Here is an 18,711-nt window from a genome sequence, read left to right as displayed (position 1 = left end):
GTAGCCGTGCGTCCACTGCCGTCCGTACCGCTCAGCGACACGCCCCCTTGCCCGTACGGGACATGGGCCCCGACGCTGGCCAGTGAACCGGTCTCCGCCCCACCCCCCTTCAGGAGCCCCCATGGGAACCCGCCCCGCCCTTGCCCTGCTGGACATCCTGCGCGGCGAGGGCGTGGACCGCGTCTTCGGCAACCCCGGCACCACCGAACTCCCCTTCCTGGCCGCGCTGTCGGAGGCCGACGACGCCCCCGAGTACGTCCTCGGCGTCCACGAGGGCTCAGTCGTCGCCATGGCCGACGGATACGCGCGCGGCACCGGCCGCCCCGCCTTCGTCAGCCTGCACATCGCCGCCGGCCTCGCCAACGGGCTGATCGGCCTGCTCAACGCCCGCCGCTCCCGCACCCCGCTCGTGGTGACGGCCGGCCAGCAGGACCGCCGGCACCTCCAGCAGGACCCGATGCTCTCGGGCGACCTCACCGCCCTGGCCGCACCCGCGGTGAAGGCGACGTACGACATCCAGCACGCCCGCGACCTCCCGCTGGCCCTGCGCCGCGCCTTCGCACTCGCCGTGCGGCCCCCAGCGGGGCCGGTGTTCCTGTCGATCCCCACGGACATCCTCACGGACGACACCGAGGTCGAGATCCCCGCCCGCACCTCCACCCCCGAACCGGGCCCGGCCCCGGGCCTCGAACGCGCCGCCCTCCTCCTCGGCGACGCCGCCCGCCCCGCGATCGTCGCGGGCGACGGCGTGGGCCGCGAGGAAGCGCTAGGCGCGCTAGTGCACACGGCCGAGGCCTGCGGCGCGACGGTGTACCACCAACCGATGGCAGACTGCCTGAACTTCCCGACCACACACCCCCTGTATGCCGGGATGCTGCCACCCCGCCACGACGCCATCCGCGCCGCGCTCGCCGCCCACGACGCCGTACTGATCGTCGGCGCGCACGCCTTCACCCCGCACCACTACACCCCCGGGCCCGCGCTGCCGCCCGGCCTCACCGTCGTACAACTCGACTCCGACCCGGACGAGATCGGCCGCAACTTCCCCGCCGACGCCGGACTGGTCGGCGCCCTCGCCCCTTCCCTGCACCGCCTCGCCGACCTACTCCGCGACCGCGTCCCCGACCACACCGCCAAGGCCCGCGTCCTGCGGGCGGGCGAGCGGCACTCCGCCGACCGCGACCGCGCGGAGTCGGCCGCCCGCGCCGCCTACTCGCGGGCCCCGCTCGCGCCCTGGGCCGCCGCACACGCCGTGGCCGCCGGGCTGCCGCACGATGCCGTGGTCGTGGAAGAGGCCATCACGGTCGGCCTGTTGTTACGCCGCCTCGTACGCCTGGAACGCCCCGGCAGCTACACCCACACCGTCGGCGGCGGCCTCGGCTGGGGCATCGGGGCCGCCGTAGGCCGCGCGCTGGCGGAACCGGGCCGCCCCGTGGTCGCCGTACTGGGCGACGGTTCGACGATGTTCGGCCTGCAAGGCCTGTGGACCGCGGCACGGCAAAGCACCCCCGTCCTCTTCCTGGTCATGAGCAACGGCGCCTATCGCACCGTCCAGGAGACGTACGAGGCGATGGGCGGCAAGGGCGTCTGCCCCGGAACCGACCTGGGGCAACTGGATTTCACGCAGGCGGCAGCCTTCTTCGGCGTCGACGCGGTGCGGGCGGAAAGCGCGACGGCGCTGCGCGAACTGGTAGCCGGGGCAGGCAAGTTGAAGCGACCGCTTCTGGTGGACGTCCCCCTCCGCCAGTGACGCCGACTCACAGGCACCCACACCTTGTCACCGCCCCACCCAACCCCCACCATCGGTCCATGACGGACGGTCGCCCGCACGCGGCGCGGCCCTGCTGCGCGCCTGCGGCGACTCCGACACCGCCCTCACCCTCGCCGAACTCGCCCTGCGCACCGGCCTGCCCAAACCCACGGCACACCGCTTGACCGCCGAACTGGTCCGTCTCGGCTTGGTCGAACGCAATCCCGATGGGCGAAGATCGGCGGGTCGAGGTTCTCCAGGACGATGCCGTCCTTGGCGCCCGCGTGCTCTGCGGCGCTCTCGGCGCCGAGCACCATCTCGTGGGCGAAGACGCTCAACGTGTCAGGCGGAGCCGCCTTCCTCTGAGATGCCGCTCAGCCAGTCACGGAGCTCCGCTCTGAGCGACCGCTGAAAGGTCGTCAACAGGGCCTGCACGATGACGGGTTGCATATAGGCGGAGAGTGACTTCACGTCCTGCGCGGCGCGTTCGGACACCTCGCCGCGGAAGAGCTGTGACAGTTCGTGCGCGGCGGCGCGCGAGTGCTCGATGAGGACGTTGCGCGCGGCGAGGATCGCCTCCTGCGACAGCGGTACGTCCAGCAGCCCGACCCCGAGCCGCAGCAGCCCGAGGTCGACGCGGTACCCGCCCTCGGTCTCCTCGACGACCCCCATCGCGACCAGCCGCTCCACCTCGTCGTCGCCGAGCTCCCGCCCCGCCCGCCGCACCAGCTCGGCCCGCGTCACCGACTCCACCGCGTCCGGCGCCCAGGACGCCACGACGGCCCGGTGAATGGCGAGGTCATGGGCGTCCAGGTCGGCCGGCAGCTGGTGCAGATACCGCTCGATGGCCGCCAGCGTCATGCCCTGCTGCTGAAGCTCCTCGATGAGCGCGAGCCGGGCCAGATGCTCACGCCCGTAGTGCCCGACCCTGCGCGGACCGATCACCGGAGGCGGCAGCAGCCCCTTGGTGCCGTAGAACCGCACCGTGCGGACCGTTGTCCCGGCGCGCGCGGCCAGCTCGTCGATCGTGAGAGTGGGCTGGGTCGGTTCCTCGGTGGCGCTCGTCATGTGCAGCAGTATCGCTGTCTCACCATCGCTGTGACACCCGCCGGGGCAGATGGGACGCCCGTGTGAGAAGTAACGCTCTGTGACATACGCCACCGCGTGAGCCTTGTTCCGTGGGGGAAGGTGGCCCCTTGGTCTGTGCCTTTACGCAGGGCGCAGGCCATACGTACGTCCGGACACCCGAGCGCGATCCGCTCGGGCGCACCAGAGAGTGGTACCCCCGTGAGCAAGGACGCCGTGAACACGGCAGTGGCCGCATCCCGCACCGACGCGGCCCAGGTGCCCGCGGACGCGGGCGACGCCGGTTACAGCAAGGACCTCAAGGCCCGCCACGTCAACATGATCGCCATCGGCGGAGCCATCGGCACCGGCCTCTTCCTCGGCGCCGGCGGCCGCCTCCACAACGCGGGCCCCGCGCTCGCGATCGCCTACCTGGTCTGCGGCATCTTCGCCTTCTTCGTCGTCCGCGCCCTCGGCGAGCTGGTCCTCTACCGCCCGTCGTCCGGTTCGTTCGTGTCGTACGCGCGCGAGTTCCTCGGCGAGAAGGGCGCCTATGTCGCGGGCTGGATGTACTTCCTGAACTGGTCGACGACCGGTATCGCCGACATCACGGCGATCGCGCTGTACACGCACTACTGGAGCATGTTCACGGACATCCCGCAGTGGACGCTGGCGTTGATAGCGCTGGCCGTCGTCCTTGCCGTGAACCTGATCTCGGTGAAGATCTTCGGCGAGATGGAGTTCTGGTTCGCGATCATCAAGGTCGCCACACTGGTGGCCTTCATGTTCGTCGGCATCTTCCTGCTGGCCACACAGCACGAGGTGGGCGGCACGACGCCCGGCGTCAGCGTGATCACCGACAACGGCGGCGTCTTCCCGCACGGCATGATGCCGGTCGTCCTGGTCATGCAGGGCGTGATCTTCGCGTACGCCGCCCTTGAGCTGGTCGGTGTCGCCGCGGGTGAGACCGCGGAGCCGGAGAAGGTCGTCCCCCGCGCGGTGAACTCGATCATGTGGCGCGTGGGCCTGTTCTACGTGGGCTCGGTCGTCCTCCTGGCGCTCCTGCTCCCGGGCTCCGTCTACTCGGCCGACGAAAGCCCCTTCGTCACGGTCCTGTCGAAGATCGGCGTCCCGGCGGCGGGCGATGTGATGAACCTGGTGGTCCTCACGGCGGCGATGTCCTCGCTGAACTCCGGCCTGTACTCCACCGGCCGCATCCTCCGCTCGATGGCGATGGCGGGCTCGGCCCCGAAGTTCACGGCCCGCATGAACCGCAGCCAGGTCCCCTACGGCGGCATCCTGCTCACCTGCGCGGTCTGTGTGCTCGGCGTCGGCCTGAACTACCTCATGCCGGCCCAGGCCTTCGAGATCGTGCTCAACGTCGCCTCGCTCGGCATCATCTCGACCTGGGTGATCATCATGATCTGCCACCTGATCTTCGTCCGCCGCGCCAAGGAAGGCCTGGTGGAGCGCCCGTCCTTCCGCCTCCCGGGCAGCCCGGTCACGGAGATCGCCACGGTCGTCTTCTTGCTGGCCTGCCTGGCGATGATGTGGAACGACCCGGAGGTCGGCCGCAAGACCCTCATGCTGATCCCCGTCATCGCCCTGATGCTGGTCGGCGGCTGGTACGCGATCCGACGCCGGGCCGCCAAGGCGGAGGACCAGGAGCTGGCCGAGCTCACGAAGTAATCACGGGCCACTGTCAGTGGCAGCGCCTACGGTGGCGTCATGTCGGAGATCACTTACATCCGGGGTGACGCCACCGTTCCGTCGGTGAAGGGCGTCAAGGTGATCGCCCATGTCTGCAATGACATCGGGGGATGGGGGAAGGGGTTCGTGCTGGCGGTGTCGCGCCGCTGGCCCGAGCCGGAGAAGTCCTACCGGGCATGGCACCGCGCCCGCGCCTCGAACGACTTCGGGCTGGGCGCGGTCCAGTTCGTCCAGGTCGAGCCCTACGTCTGGGTGGCCAACATGGTCGGACAGCGCGGCACCCGCACGGGCAGCAAGGGCGTTCCGGTGCGCTACGAGGCGATCGACGCGGCGCTGGAGCGGGTGGGCGAGAAGGCGGTCGACCTGGGCGCGTCGGTGCACATGCCCCGGATAGGGTGCGGTCTGGCCGGTGGCAAATGGTCCCGCGTCGAGCCGTTGATCAACGAGCGACTCGTGCGGCGGGGCCTCGCCGTCACGGTCTACGACCATGGGGAGGGCGTGAGTTGAGCCGCGACATCGATGTGCTCGTGCTGGGCGGTGCGGGCGTCGACACCATCGTGTACGTGCCGGAACTGCCGCTGCCGTACGCCGACAGCTACATGATCGACACCGGGATCCGTACGAGGGCCGGGCAGACCGGCGACTTCGTGGCCCTGGGCCTCGTCGCCCTCGGTCTGAGGGTCCACCACCTCGACATGCTGGGCGACGACCCCGAGGGCGACCTGGTCCGCACCCTGCACCGGGAGAAGGGCATCGAACTCACCGCGATCCCGCAACCGGCGGGGACGAAGCGTGCGGTGAACCTGGTCGGCCCCGACGGCAGACGACTGTCGCTGTACGACACCAGCCGCGGCCACGACGACCGCTTCCCGTCGGACACGGTGCGTGCCCTGTCAGGGTCGAGCCGCCACGTCCACGTCACCATCACCCAACCCGGCGCCCACTCCCTGCCCCTGCTCCGCGAGTCGGGCGCGACGCTCTCCACCGACCTGCACGACTGGGACGGCGAGAACGCGTACCACGAGGAGTTCGCGTACGCGGCGGACGTGGTGTTCCTCTCCGCCGCCGCCCTCGCCGACCCCGAGCGAACGATGCGCCGCATCGCCGACCGGGGCCGGGCCGAGGTGGTCGTGGCCACGGCGGGCGCGAAGGGCGCGTACCTGCTCGCCGACGACGAGCTGACCCACGTACCCGCCACGCCGCCACCCGCACCGGTGGTTGACTCCAACGGCGCGGGCGACGCCTTCGCCGCAGCGTTCCTCTATGCCTGGCTGAACCGTGAGACGCCTAGGCGCAGCGCTTTGTACGGCACGATCGCGGGGGCTCACGCCTGCACGATCCCGTCGACAGAGACAACCGCAATAGGCCTGGACGACCTACTCCGGCTAGCTGCCACCCCCTAAGGGGCGCGGGGCTGTCGTTGGCGCCTTAATGCCCGTGCACCTCATTGGTCGCGGCAATCTTCTTCCACGACTTAGGCTGCACAGGCACCTCAGCCGACTTGGCGATGGACGCACTGCGCGCCGCAGGCGCCCCCGGCTTCGACGCCTGGAACAACCACGTATCGAACAACCCCGCCAACGGCTTACCCGACACCCCCTCGGCATACCGCACAAAGTCCCCCACCGAAGCGTTGCCGTAGGCGTACTTCGCAGGCCACCCCTTCAAAATCGTGAAGAACGCGTCGTCCCCGATCTCGTTCCGCAACGCCTGAAGAGCCAACGCCCCCCGGTCGTACACCGCGATATGGAACTGGTTCTCCGGCCCAGGATCACCGGGCCGCACCTTCCAGAACGCGTCGTCGGCCGCCCGAGAGGCATACACATAGTCGGCGATCTCCTGCGCCGTCCCCTCACCCTCGTGCTCCGACCACAGCCACTGCGCGTACCGGGCGAAGCCCTCGTTGATCCAGATGTCCTTCCAGCCCTTGACGGACACGAGGTCGCCCCACCACTGATGGGCCAGTTCGTGCACGACGACGGAGGTGTTCGAGCCGTTCGCGAAGTTCGACGGGCTGTAGTACGGCCGGGTCTGGGTCTCCAGCGCGTACCCGGTGGTCGTGTTCGGCACATACCCACCGACCGTGCTGTACGGATACGGCCCGAAGTATTCGCTCAGCCAGTCGGTGATCTCCCCGCTCCGCTCGATGCTCGCCCGCGCCGCACCGGCAACGTCCCCGAGGTCCTTGCTGTACGCGTTGATGACCGGAATGCCACTCTCGGAGGTCCCCGTGGTGACGTCGAACTTCCCCGCCGCGAAGGTGGCCAGATAAGTGGCCTGCGGCTTGTTGGAGCGCCAGCTGTAGCGGGTCCAGCCGGCCCGGGAACTCGTCGACTGGAGCGTGCCGTTGGAGACGAACTGCGTACCGTCCGGCACCTGCACCGACACGTCGTAGGTCGCCTTGTCCGACGGGTGGTCATTGCTCGGGAACCACCACCAGGCCCCCTCGGGCTCACCCGCGGCGACCCCGCCGTCCGGGGTGCGCAGCCACGCGTTGAAGCCGTACGCCTCCTTCGTCGACGGCACGCCCCGGTAGCGGACGACGACGGTGAGGGGCGTGTCCTTGGCCAGCGGCTTCTTCGGCGTGATCTCCAGCTCGTGCTCGCCGGAGGTCGCGAACGACGCCTTCGCGCCATTGATCCGAACCTCGCTGACGTCCAGCAGGAAGTCCAGATTGAAGCGGGACAGGTCCTGCGTGGTCTTCGCCAGCAGGGTCGCCGTGCCCTCCAGCTCGTCCGTGGCCGGCTGGTACTTCAGCCGGAGGTCGTAGTGGGAGACGTCGTAGCCGCCGTTGCCGTAAGCCGGGTAGTAGGGGTCGCCGATGCCCGGAGCGCCGGGGGAGTGACTCGCCGCCGAGGCCGGGATCGCCAGCATCAGAGAGGCGGCTGCGAGTGCGCCCGGCGCCATGATTCTGCGGTGCACGAAAGCTCCAAGTCGTAGTCGTGTTCGTTGGGGCCGAAGTCTGTCCGGAGCCTATTCAGTACCTGTGTCCCCTGCGTGTCCATGATCACCGCTGTCACACGATCGCCATTCGGCCGACATGGGCGGATGCGCCACACGGGTGTTTATCGGCCACTTGAGGTCACTTGGGACGTCATACGCCGTCAGCCGCCCTCTTCTGCACGGGAGTTGACCGATGTACCGTCCGCGCATGCCGAAACGCACGCGCTTCACGATCTGGAGACCGCTCGCGGCAGCGGCCGTGGCCGCCCTGCTGGCCACGTTCCTGGCACCGGCCACGGCCCACGCCGGCCCGCCGCGCGAGAGCAAGCCCGTCCACTCCTACGCCAACGCCATCCGCGAGGCCGTATGGGTCGACACCGGACTCGACCTCGACCGGGACGGCAAACACGACCGTGTCGCCGTCGACATCGTCCGGCCCCGGGAAGCCGCCGCACAGGGCCGCAAGGTCCCCGTCATCATGGACGCCAGCCCGTACTACTCCTGCTGCGGGCGCGGCAACGAGAGCCAGAAGAAGACGTACGACGCCGACGGCAACGTCGTCCAGATGCCGCTGTTCTACGACAACTACTTCGTGCCCCGCGGCTACGCCGTCGTCGGCGTCGACCTCGCCGGAACCAACCGCTCCGACGGCTGCGTCGACGTCGGCGGCCGCTCCGACGTCCTCTCCGCGAAGGCCGTCGTCGACTGGCTGAACGGCCGCGCCAAGGCGTACACGACACGCACCGGCACCACCAAGGCCAAGGCGACCTGGACCAACGGCCGCACGGGGATGATCGGCAAGAGCTGGGACGGCACCATCGCCAACGGAGTCGCCGCGACCGGCGTCGAGGGCCTGAAGACCATCGTGCCGATCAGCGCCATCTCCTCCTGGTACGACTACTACTTCCAGCAGGGCGCCCCGCTGTACGACTCAGGACCCGACTGGCTCTCCGACTACGTCGACAGCCCCGACGCCCGTGCCAAGTGCGGTGCCGTCCAGCAGATGCTCGTCGACGGGGCGCCGCGCACCGGAGACTGGACGCCGTTGTGGACCGAGCGCGACTACGTGAAGGACGCGCGCAAGGTGAAGGCGAGCGTCTTCGCGATCCACGGCATGCAGGACCTCAACGTCCGTATGAAGCACCTCGGCCAGTGGTGGGACGCCCTCGCGAAGAACGGCGTCGAGCGCAAGATCTGGCTCTCCCAGACCGGCCATGTCGACCCCTTCGACTTCCGCCGCGCGGACTGGGTGAAGACCCTGCACCGCTGGTTCGACCACGAACTCCTCGGCTACGACAACGGCATCGACCGCGAGCCGATAGCCGACATCGAGCGCCACCCCGACCAGTGGGTCACCTCCAAGGTCTGGCCGCCGAGCGGCACGCACACCACCACCCTGCGCCCCGCCAAGGGCACCCAGGCGGGCGTCGGCACCCTCGGCCTGACCCAGGGCACGGGCACCGAGTCCTTCACCGACGACCCGCAGCACAGCGAGACCGACTGGGCCGCGCACATCGACCAACCGACCCCCGACAAGGCGGGCTTCACGACCGGGCCGCTCACCCGCGACCTACGTCTGTCCGGCTCCTCCGAGGTCACCGTCACCGCCACGCCCAGCACCACGACGGCCCATCTCTCCGCCGTCCTGGTCGACCTCGGCCCCGACACCATCCGCGACTACACGGACGGCGGCGAAGGCATCACCACGCTGACCGACCGCACCTGCTGGGGCGCGAGCACCACCGGTGACAGCGCCTGCTACAAGAAGACGGCGGCCAAGACGGCCGACGTCGACCACACGGTCGTCAGCCGCGGTTGGGCCGACCTCGGCAATCACGCCTCGGACCACAAGGGCGAACCCCTCACGCCGGGCAAGCCGTACACGATCACCCTCGACCTCGCGGCCACCGACCACGTCGTCCCAGCCGGCCACCGCCTCGCCCTGATCATCGCGGGCACGGACAAGGACCTGATCGACCCGCCGTCCACCAAACCGGCGATCACCCTCGACCTGTCCCGCACGAAGGCCCGCGTCCCGCTGGTGGGCGGCGCCCCCGCCTTCGCCGACGCACCGTCAGCCACCCCCGAGGCAAAGCGCCTCGACGGCGTGACGATCGCCCCACGCCCCGCCCACCGCATCCCGGAGGCAGGCCGGTGACCCGCATCCGAACCCTCACCCTGACCGTGGCGGCCCTCGCCGCCTCTCTGGTGGCCGTGCCCGCCCAGGCCGCCGAGACCCCGCCCCGCACCGGCTTCGAGGAGTCGGGCGGCGCCCGCTGGACCAGTCAGCCCGAGGAGCAGCGACTCCTCGCCGCCGTCGACAGGGCGAGCGACCGGGTCTCCGTGGCCCGGATCGGGACGACCAAGCAGGACCGACCGGTCCAGCTCGTACGGATCGGTGAACGCCCCGCGCAGAACAAGGTGCTGCTCATCTGCAGCCAGCACGGCGACGAACCCTCCGGCCGCGATGCCTGTCTCTCCACCATCCGCGATCTGGCCTACGCCAAGGACCGGCAGACCCGGCGCTTCCTGGAGCGCACCACCCTGCTGGTCGTGCCCACCGCCAACCCCGACGGCCGGGCCGCGAACACCCGGGGCAACAGCGACGGCGTCGACATCAACCGCGACCACCTCGCACTCCAGACCGCCGAGGGCCGCGCCATGGCCGCCGTCATCCGCGACCAGCGCCCCGACGTCATCTACGACCTGCACGAGTACGGCGCCACACCCCCGTACTACGACAAGGACCTGTTCGACCTGTGGCCGCGCAACCTCAACACGGACGACGCCGTCCATGACGCGGCACAGACCCTGTCCGAGTCCTACGTACGCCCGGCCGCGGCGGACGCCGGCCACTCGACCGGCACCTACGGCATCTGGACCGACCCCGAGACGGGCGAGCCGATCAAGCAGGTCGCCGGTGACGGCCAGGAACGCATCCTGCGGAACATGTCCGGCGTCAAGCACTCCGTGGGCCTGCTCATCGAGAGCCGCGTCGATCCGCTCACCGAGGCGGAGCAGGCCGACGAGGCCCTGAACAACCGGCGTCGGGTCAACTCCCAACTCGCCGCGCTGGACGGCCTGTTCGACTTCACCGACGCCCGACGCGGCCAGGTCGAGACGGCGACCGGCCTTGCCCGTCTGACCGGCTACACCGACACCGGCCCCGTCTACGTCGGCGGCGCCGACAACGACCCGGCCGAACCGGCCGAGGTGATCCAGGACCCGCCCTGCGGCTACCGGCTCACCGACGACCAGTACGCACAGGTGAAGGACGAACTCGCCCTGCACGGAGTGCGCAGCCACGGCACCTACGTCCCGCTCCGCCAGTCCCTGCGCGCCCTCGTCCCGCTGCTCCTGGACGAGCGTGCCCCGTACCACCTCACGGCCGCGGAGCCCGACACCGGCTGCTGAAACCGTAGAGATCGACGGGATTTGTGGTACGTCCTGGAAAACGATGGGGAAACCTGCGTATCCAGCGCTCCCAGGGGAAGGTGCCGCAGATGACCGATGATCTGAAGAAGAAAGGTGGCGGCGGCCCGGAAGCCCCTGAAGGGGCTTCCGGCCGTCACACCGACCAAGTGGTGTTCGGGGTCACGGCGGCCATCACCGTGGCCTTCGTGATCTGGGGCTGGGCAGGGACGGACTCGCTGGAGAGCGTGTCCACGAAGATGCTCAACGGCCTGATCCACAACGGCGGCTGGGCCTTCATCCTGGCCGCCTCGGGCTTCGTGCTCTTCGCGCTCTGGCTCGCGATCAGCCGCTATGGCCGGATCCACCTGGGCGCCGAGGGCGAGGAACCCGAGTTCAGGACCGTTTCCTGGGTCGCGATGATGTTCAGCGCCGGTATGGGCATCGGCCTGATGTTCTACGGCGTCAGCGAGCCGCTCGCCCACTACACCACCCCGCCGCCCGGCACGGACCCCGCGGGCTCCGGGGAGCGCATGGAAACGGCGATGGCCACCACGCTCTTCCACTGGACACTGCACCCCTGGGCGATCTACGCGGTGGTCGGCCTCGCGATCGCCTACAGCACCTTCCGCAAACGCCGCCGCCAGACCATCAGCGCGGTCTTCACCCCGTTGATCGGCGAGAAGCACGCGAACGGCGCCGGGGGACGGGTGATCGACATCCTCGCGATCATCGCCACCGTCTTCGGCTCCGCGGCCTCCCTCGGCCTCGGCGCGCTCCAGATCGGCTCCGGCTTCCAGGAGCTGGACTGGATGGACGACGTGAGCACCGGACTGCTCGTCGCGATCATCGCCGTACTGACCCTGGCGTTCGTCGCCTCGGCCGTCTCCGGCATCGAGCGCGGCATCCAGTGGCTGTCCAACACCAATATGGTGCTCGCCCTGATCCTCGCGCTCTTCGTGTTCATCGCGGGCCCCACGATCATCGTCCTCGACCTGCTGCCCACTTCGATCTTCGCCTACCTCGGTGACCTGCCCCAGCTCGCCGGCCGCACCGAGGCCAGCGGCGGCGAGGGCGTCGCGGACTGGCTCGGCAGCTGGACCGTCTTCTACTGGGCCTGGTGGATCTCCTGGACGCCGTTCGTCGGCATGTTCATCGCCCGCATCAGCCGCGGCCGCACCATCCGGCAGTTCGTCGGCGGCGTCATCCTCGTCCCCAGCACCGTCAGCCTGGTCTGGTTCGCGATCTTCGGCGGTACGGCGATGAAGGTGAAGGAGCGCGGCGGGCTCGGCGGCGAGTCGACCCCGGAGGGCCAACTCTTCTCCCTCCTCCAGGAGTACCCCATCGCCACCGTCACCAGCCTGCTGGTGATGATCCTGGTCGGCATCTTCTTCGTCTCGGGAGCCGACGCCGCCTCCATCGTGATGGGCACGCTCTCCCAGAAGGGCGCCCTCGAACCCGGCCGCTTCGTCGTCGTGTTCTGGGGTGTGGTGACCGGAGCGGTCGCCGCCATCATGCTGCTCATCGGCAGCGGCAAGGGGGACGCGCTCACCGGCCTGCAGAACCTCACGATCCTGGCCGCCGCGCCCTTCGTCCTGGTGATGATCGGCATGTGCTTCGCCCTCATGCGCGATCTGCGCCGGGACCCGGTCATCGTGCGCGGCGAGATGGGCACCGAGGCCGTCGAACTCGCCGTGATCACCGGTCACAAGGAGTACGACGGCGATTTCGAGATCAAGGTCGGCCCCGGTCCCGGCACCGGAGCGGAGGGCGACCCCCTGGGCCACGACCACGCGTGACCGGTGCGCACCGGGGGGCGTCGGCGAGTCCGGCCGCCCCCCATGTGCTCCCACGCCCCTGTCGGTCTGGACAGCCTTGCCCACCTGTTCGTTCCCCATGCCGGGATGTAGCGGAATATGTCATGCCGCGCTCATATCGGTCTCACTCTGGGGATACTCACAGCATGTCTGCCGAGTACGCGACCTTCGGCCTGGCACCGGCGATGCGTGCCGGTGGCGTCCTCGCCGACGGCGGTTACCAGGTGCACCGGGACTTCGTGGACTTCATCGTCGACGGACGCCCGCTGCTGTTCCAGCTCTCCGACCTCGACGCCGTCTCCCCGCTCGCCTCCGACGTCCCGCCCGCCATCTTCACCGCACAGGTCCGCAGCCTGCTCCTGGAGGCGGAACCCCCGCTTCCAGGCGGGCGGTACGTCATCTACGGCTGCCCCGAGTGCGCGGACCTCGCCTGCGGCGCCGTCACCGCGGTCATCGACAAGGAGGACGACGACTACATCTGGCAGGACTTCGCCTGGCAGACCGACGAACACGCCGACCTGGAGCTCAACGGCTACCACGGCATCGGCCCCTTCCGCTTCCAGGGCACCGAGTACCGCGCGGCCCTCGGCGCCCTGCTCGACCGGGCGGCCGAGGCGCCACGCCGCGGGGTGCTCCTCATCGGCGCCCGGGTCGCCGTACTGGCCAAGCTCGCCGCCGCCCTGCGCACCATCGGCATCGGCGCCGACATCACCCACGACGTCGGTGGCGTCCCCGCCGACGAACTGCGCGCCTACGGCGCGGTCGCCTTCGGCCGTGGGATCGGCGGGGATCAGCGCGCCGCCGTGCGCCGCGTCTTCACCGAGGCCGGGGTCGAGGTGACGTACGTCGACGGGCTCGCGCCGATCGTGCCGTTGCTGGTCGCGCAGATCGAACACGCGCTGGACCGCAGCCCGCAGGAACAGCGCCGGCTGACCCGGCTGGTCGCCGCGGACGGTGAGGCTGGGGTGGAGGTGACCTCGCCCTGCCGGGTGCGGCTGACCGCGTATCGGCTCGACCGGCTCTATCGGGCTCACGCCCAGGAGGTCTTCGACGGTGTCCTGGAGGCGGGGCGGCATCGGATCGCGCTGGACGCGAAGGCGGTGAAGGGGGAGTCGTTCGTGGTGGCCAGGACGTCCGGGAGCGTCCTGGTGGAGGCGATGGCGCGGTGAAACGAAGGTGCTCGCGACCCGGCGGGGCGATTAGGATCGCCCTCTGTGACTGCCACCCTCGTCGTCAAGGACCTCGCCGCCGGCCACGGTGACCGTTCCCTGTTCAGCGGGCTCGATCTCGTCGTCGCGCCCGGAGATGTGATCGGCCTGGTCGGGGCCAACGGCGCGGGCAAGTCCACGCTGCTGCGCCTGCTGGCCGGGCTGACCGCGCCGGAGGAGGGCGAGCTGCGGCTGTCCCCGCCGACGGCGACCGTCGGTCACCTCCCGCAGGAGCCGGAGCGGCGCCCCGGCGAGACCGTACGGCAGTTCCTGGCCCGCCGCACCGGAGTCGCCGAGGCGCAGCGGATCATGGACGAGGCGACGCAGGCCCTCGTCGACGCCGCGCCGGGCGCAGACGACGCGTACGCCACGAGCCTGGAGCGCTGGCTGGACCTCGGCGGGGCCGACCTCGACGAGCGGGCGGAGGAGACCGCCGACTCGCTCGGCCTCGCCATCGACCTGGACCAGCCGATGACGTCCCTGTCCGGCGGCCAGGCGGCCCGCGCCGGACTCGCCTCGCTGCTCCTCTCCCGCTACGACGTCTTCCTGCTGGACGAGCCGACCAACGACCTCGACCTCGACGGCCTGGAGCGCCTGGAACGCTTCGTCTCCGGCCTGCGCGCCGGCACGGTCGTCGTCAGCCACGACCGCGAGTTCCTCACCCGCACCGTCACCAAGGTCCTCGAACTCGACCTCGCCCAGCGGCAGATCAACCTCTACGGCGGCGGCTACGAGGCGTACCTCGAAGAACGCGACGTGGCCCGTCGGCACGCCCGGGACGACTACGAGGAGTACGCCGACAAGAAGGCCGCCCTCCAGGACCGTGCCCAGATGCAGCGCTCCTGGATGGACAAGGGCGTCAAGAACGCCCGGCGCAAGGCGAGCAACGACAACGACAAGATCGGCCGCAAGTTCCGCAGCGAGGCCAGCGAGAAGCAGGCCGCGAAGGCCCGCCAGACCCAGCGCATGATCGAGCGCCTCGATGTCGTCGAGGAGCCCCGCAAGGAGTGGGAACTGCGCATGGAGATCGCCTCGGCCCCCCGCTCGGGCGCCGTGGTCGCGACCCTGCGCGACGCCGAGGTACGCCGCGGCGGCTTCACCCTGGGCCCGGTGTCTCTCCAGATCGACTGGGCCGACCGCGTGGCCGTCACCGGCGCCAACGGCGCGGGCAAGTCGACGCTGCTGGGTGCCCTGCTGGGCCGCGTCCCGCTGACCGCGGGCCAGGCGTCGCTCGGCTCCGGTGTCCTCATCGGCGAGGTCGACCAGGCCCGCGAGCTGTTCCACGGCGAGGAGTCCCTGCTGGACGCCTTCTGCGCGGCCGTCCCGGACACCGAACCGGTCGAAGTCCGCACCCTCCTGGCCAAGTTCGGCCTGAAGCAGGCCCACGTCCTGCGCTCCGCCGCCACCCTCTCCCCGGGCGAACGCACCCGCGCCGCCCTCGCCCTCCTCCAGGGCCGGGGCGTCAACCTCCTGGTCCTGGACGAGCCCACCAACCACCTCGACCTGCCCGCCATCGAACAGCTGGAGTCGGCCCTCGACGCCTACGAGGGCACGCTGCTCCTGGTCACCCACGACCGGCGCATGCTCGACGCGGTCCACGTCACCCGCCGCCTGGAGGTCGCCGACGGCAAGGTGACCGAACGCTAGGGCGCGATCCGGGTGGCCAGATCCGGGTAGTCGACGACGAAGCCGTCGTCGTCGAACTCGATGTCCCTGCGGAAGTCGCCCGAGACGAAGCGAACCCGGCCCGGCCCGAGATGCGTGTACGTCTGCCGCGAGGCGACGACGGTCAGCTCCGGCACCGACACCCACGCCATCAGGAACTCCCGCTCCCCGGCCGTCCGATGGAGCCCGTGCCGCAGGACCGGCATCGTGTTGGTGAGCGGGCACAGCCCGAGATCGCAGTCGAGGGCGCCGTCCGCGTCGGGCAACCGCACACCGTTCGCCGTCCACCGACCCGCCCCGTCGTGCCGCAGATCCAGCGAGCGCACACCGCCCGCAGACTCCAAGGCGACGGACAGCCGACGCGTCACGAAGGCGTCGGCCGTGTCGAGTTCGTACGAGATCCAGTACGGCTCCGGAACCGTACCGACCGCTCGGCCGCGCCCTCGCAGGGTGCCGTCGCCGAGCTCGGCCCAGGCGGTCTCGATGCCCTTGCTGCCCGACACTTCCCAGGTGATGACACGCGACGTCGGCATGCGGCCACTGTACGGCGAACGGGCCCGGGCCCTCCGAGTCGTACCGGAGGGCCCGGGCCCGTGTGTCATATCAGCGCGGCCGCCCCGCGGGCAGGCTCAGCGCTTGCCCTTCTTGGGGTCGAGCAGACCCGCGCGGCGCAGGGCGTCGGCCATCGCGCTGTTGGCCGGAGGCGGAGCCTGGCGCGAACCGCCACCGCCACCGCCGCCCCCACCGCGGCCCTGCCGCTGCTGAGGCGGGCGCCCGCCGCGCTGCCGGCGCTCGCCGCCGCCCCCGCCCTGCTGCTGGCCCTGCGGGGCCGCCTCGTCGTCGAGCCGCAGCGTCAGGGAGATCCGCTTGCGCGGGATGTCCACGTCGAGGACCTTCACCTTGACGATGTCACCGGGCTTCACCACGTCCCGCGGGTCCTTCACGAACGTCTTCGACATCGCCGAGACGTGCACCAGCCCGTCCTGGTGGACACCGACGTCGACGAACGCGCCGAAGGCGGCGACATTCGTGACGACGCCCTCCAGGACCATCCCGGACGACAGGTCGGAGATCTTCTCGACGCCCTCCTTGAAGGTGGCCGTCTTGAAGGCGGGACGCGGGTCGCGCCCGGGCTTCTCCAGCTCCTTGAGGATGTCGGTGACGGTCGGCAGACCGAACGTCTCGTCCACGAAGTCGTTCGGCTTCAGCGAGCGCAGCACACCGGTGTTGCCGATGAGCGAGGCCACCTCCTGACCCGATGTCTTCACCATCCGCCGCACGACCGGATACGCCTCCGGGTGCACGCTGGAGCCGTCCAGCGGGTCGTCACCGCCACGGATCCGCAGGAAGCCCGCGCACTGCTCGTAGGCCTTCGGGCCGAGCCGCGCCACGCCCTTGAGCTGCGAGCGGGAGGTGAACGGGCCGTTGGCGTCCCGGTGGGACACGATGTTCTCGGCGAGCCCGGAGGTGATGCCGGAGACGCGCGAGAGGAGCGGCGCGGAGGCGGTGTTGACGTCGACACCGACGCCGTTCACACAGTCCTCCACCACCGCGTCCAGCGAGCGCGACAGCTTCACCTCGGACAGGTCGTGCTGGTACTGGCCGACGCCGATCGACTTGGGGTCGATCTTCACCAGCTCGGCGAGCGGATCCTGCAGACGCCGCGCGATGGACACCGCACCGCGCAGGGAGACGTCCATGTCGGGCAGCTCCTGCGAGGCGAAGGCGGACGCCGAGTACACGGAGGCGCCGGCCTCGGACACCATCACCTTGGTGAGCTTCAGCTCCGGGTGCTTGGTGATGAGTTCACCGGCGAGCTTGTCGGTCTCGCGGGACGCCGTGCCGTTGCCGATGGCGATCAGCTCGACGGCATGCTCCTTGGCGAGCCGGGCAAGCTTGGCGATGGCCTCGTCCCACTTGTTGGCCGGGACGTGCGGGTAGATGACGTCCGTGGCGACGACCTTGCCGGTCGCGTCGATGACGGCGACCTTCACACCCGTACGGAAGCCGGGGTCCAGACCCAGCGTCGCGCGGGTGCCGGCCGGTGCGGCGAGCAGCAGGTCCCGCAGGTTCGCCGCGAAGACGTCGACCGCCTCGTCCTCGGCGGCGGTGCGCAGCCGCAGCCTGAGGTCGATGCCGAGGTGCACGAGGATCCGGGTCCGCCAGGCCCAGCGGACCGTGTCCGTCAGCCACTTGTCGGCGGGCCGGCCGCGGTCGGCGATCGCGAACCTGTGGGCGACGATGCCCTCATAGGAAGACGGCCCTTCGGTCGCCTCCTCGGGCTCCAGGACCAGATCCAGAACCTCTTCCTTCTCACCGCGGAGCATCGCGAGGATCCGGTGCGAGGGGAGCGCGGTGAACGGCTCGGCGAAGTCGAAGTAGTCGGCGAACTTGGCGCCCGCCTCCTCCTTCCCCTCCCGCACCTTGGCGGCCAGCCGCCCCCGCCCCCACATGCGCTCACGCAGCTCGCCGATCAGATCGGCGTCCTCCGAGAACCGCTCGGTGAGGATCGCCCGGGCACCGTCGAGGGCGGCCTGCGGATCGGCGACGCCCTTGTCGGCGTCCACGAACGCGGCGGCGGCCGCCAGCGGCTCGACCCCCGGGTCGCCCAGCAGCCCCTCGGCGAGCGGCTCCAGCCCCGCCTCCCGGGCGATCTGCGCCTTGGTACGCCGCTTCGGCTTATAAGGCAGATAAATATCCTCGAGCCGCGCCTTGGTCTCGGCGCCGCGGATCTGCGCCTCCAGCTCCTCGGTCAGCTTGCCCTGCTCACGCACCGAGTCCAGGATCGCCGTCCGCCGCTCCTCCAACTCCCGCAGATAGCGCAGCCGCTCCTCGAGCGTGCGCAGCTGCGCGTCGTCGAGCATCTCGGTCGCTTCCTTGCGGTAGCGGGCGATGAAAGGCACCGTCGAACCGCCGTCGAGCAGCTCCACGGCAGCCTTCACCTGCCGCTCCCGTACGCCGAGCTCCGCGGCGATCCTGCCTTCGATGGACCCTACGAGGGGTGTCGTCACGATCCCGTCCCGCCTTCTCACTGAGGTTGCGCGGCAATTGTGGCAGGTGACACCGACAACCGAGGATCAGGGCACCAACCCGGCCCGTCGCAACGCCGGAACCATACGACGAACGGCCGCTTCTCAGGGCA

At 70.2% G+C, this 18,711-nt stretch carries 14 protein-coding genes; 10 read left to right on the top strand and 4 right to left on the bottom strand.

What is annotated here, in order from left to right; translation table 11 throughout:
• The first annotated feature begins 121 nt into the window (after positions 1-121).
• Together IE325_RS00565 and IE325_RS45890 are read left to right on the top strand one after the other, a co-directional pair.
• Positions 122-1,750 carry a thiamine pyrophosphate-binding protein gene (locus IE325_RS00565; RefSeq protein ID WP_190067613.1) on the top strand — a complete coding sequence of 543 codons (1,629 nt, stop codon included), beginning with the start codon at positions 122-124 and terminating at the stop codon, positions 1,748-1,750.
• 91 nt (positions 1,751-1,841) lie between these two features.
• Positions 1,842-2,162 carry a helix-turn-helix domain-containing protein gene (locus IE325_RS45890; RefSeq protein ID WP_308437621.1) on the top strand — a complete coding sequence of 107 codons (321 nt, stop codon included), beginning with the start codon at positions 1,842-1,844 and terminating at the stop codon, positions 2,160-2,162.
• Here IE325_RS45890 and IE325_RS00555 read toward each other — a convergent pair.
• Positions 2,093-2,818, bottom strand: coding sequence for a MerR family transcriptional regulator (locus IE325_RS00555; RefSeq protein ID WP_190067612.1), 726 nt, complete (start codon positions 2,816-2,818; stop codon positions 2,093-2,095). The two genes, IE325_RS45890 and IE325_RS00555, sit on opposite strands and share 70 nt — an antisense overlap.
• A 219-nt stretch (positions 2,819-3,037) precedes the next feature.
• On the opposite strand from IE325_RS00555, the gene IE325_RS00550 reads away from it, so the two are divergent.
• From IE325_RS00550 to IE325_RS00540, 3 genes are read left to right on the top strand one after another with little or no spacing between them, the layout of a single operon-like run.
• Positions 3,038-4,504 carry an amino acid permease gene (locus IE325_RS00550; RefSeq protein ID WP_190067611.1) on the top strand — a complete coding sequence of 489 codons (1,467 nt, stop codon included), beginning with the start codon at positions 3,038-3,040 and terminating at the stop codon, positions 4,502-4,504.
• Positions 4,505-4,543: 39 nt separating this feature from the next.
• Positions 4,544-5,032 (top strand): macro domain-containing protein, encoded by a 489-nt coding sequence (locus tag IE325_RS00545; RefSeq protein ID WP_190067610.1) that lies wholly within the window; start codon positions 4,544-4,546, stop codon positions 5,030-5,032.
• On the top strand, positions 5,029-5,928 hold the full coding sequence (locus IE325_RS00540) for a PfkB family carbohydrate kinase (RefSeq protein ID WP_190067609.1): 900 nt from the start codon (positions 5,029-5,031) through the stop codon (positions 5,926-5,928). Before IE325_RS00545 ends, IE325_RS00540 begins: the two co-directional genes overlap by 4 nt.
• Before the next feature lie 25 nt (positions 5,929-5,953).
• On the opposite strand, the gene IE325_RS00535 is transcribed toward IE325_RS00540, so the two are convergent.
• Positions 5,954-7,447, bottom strand: coding sequence for a M1 family metallopeptidase (locus tag IE325_RS00535; protein ID WP_190067608.1), 1,494 nt, complete (start codon positions 7,445-7,447; stop codon positions 5,954-5,956).
• A gap of 229 nt (positions 7,448-7,676) precedes the next feature.
• On the opposite strand from IE325_RS00535, the gene IE325_RS00530 reads away from it, so the two are divergent.
• The 5 genes from IE325_RS00530 (at position 7,677) to IE325_RS00510 (ending at position 15,551) form a co-directional block, all read left to right on the top strand.
• On the top strand, positions 7,677-9,626 hold the full coding sequence (locus tag IE325_RS00530; RefSeq protein ID WP_190067607.1) for a Xaa-Pro dipeptidyl-peptidase: 1,950 nt from the start codon (positions 7,677-7,679) through the stop codon (positions 9,624-9,626).
• Positions 9,623-10,882: a M14 family metallopeptidase gene (locus tag IE325_RS00525; protein ID WP_190067606.1), complete on the top strand. Its 1,260-nt coding sequence runs from the start codon at positions 9,623-9,625 to the stop codon at positions 10,880-10,882. Before IE325_RS00530 ends, IE325_RS00525 begins: the two co-directional genes overlap by 4 nt.
• An 89-nt stretch (positions 10,883-10,971) precedes the next feature.
• Positions 10,972-12,678, top strand: a complete 1,707-nt coding sequence (locus IE325_RS00520; protein ID WP_190067605.1) for a BCCT family transporter — start codon at positions 10,972-10,974, stop codon at positions 12,676-12,678.
• Positions 12,679-12,842: 164 nt separating this feature from the next.
• On the top strand, positions 12,843-13,865 hold the full coding sequence (locus IE325_RS00515; RefSeq protein WP_190067604.1) for an oxidoreductase: 1,023 nt from the start codon (positions 12,843-12,845) through the stop codon (positions 13,863-13,865).
• Between the two features lie 45 nt (positions 13,866-13,910).
• The gene (locus IE325_RS00510) at positions 13,911-15,551 is read left to right on the top strand and encodes an ABC-F family ATP-binding cassette domain-containing protein (RefSeq protein ID WP_190067603.1); all 1,641 of its coding nucleotides are present in this window, start codon (positions 13,911-13,913) and stop codon (positions 15,549-15,551) included.
• On the opposite strand, the gene IE325_RS00505 is transcribed toward IE325_RS00510, so the two are convergent.
• Both IE325_RS00505 and IE325_RS00500 read right to left on the bottom strand, forming a co-directional pair.
• The gene (locus tag IE325_RS00505; RefSeq protein ID WP_190067602.1) at positions 15,548-16,102 is read right to left on the bottom strand and encodes a putative glycolipid-binding domain-containing protein; all 555 of its coding nucleotides are present in this window, start codon (positions 16,100-16,102) and stop codon (positions 15,548-15,550) included. The genes IE325_RS00510 and IE325_RS00505 overlap by 4 nt on opposite strands.
• Positions 16,103-16,198: 96 nt before the next feature.
• Positions 16,199-18,580 (bottom strand): Tex family protein, encoded by a 2,382-nt coding sequence (locus tag IE325_RS00500; protein ID WP_190067601.1) that lies wholly within the window; start codon positions 18,578-18,580, stop codon positions 16,199-16,201.
• Positions 18,581-18,711 lie beyond the last annotated feature (131 nt).

Source organism: Streptomyces lanatus, assembly GCF_014655715.1.
Classification (GTDB): domain Bacteria; phylum Actinomycetota; class Actinomycetes; order Streptomycetales; family Streptomycetaceae; genus Streptomyces; species Streptomyces lanatus.
Note: the sequence above shows the minus strand (reverse complement) of the source record. Positions and strands in the feature narration are given on the sequence as shown.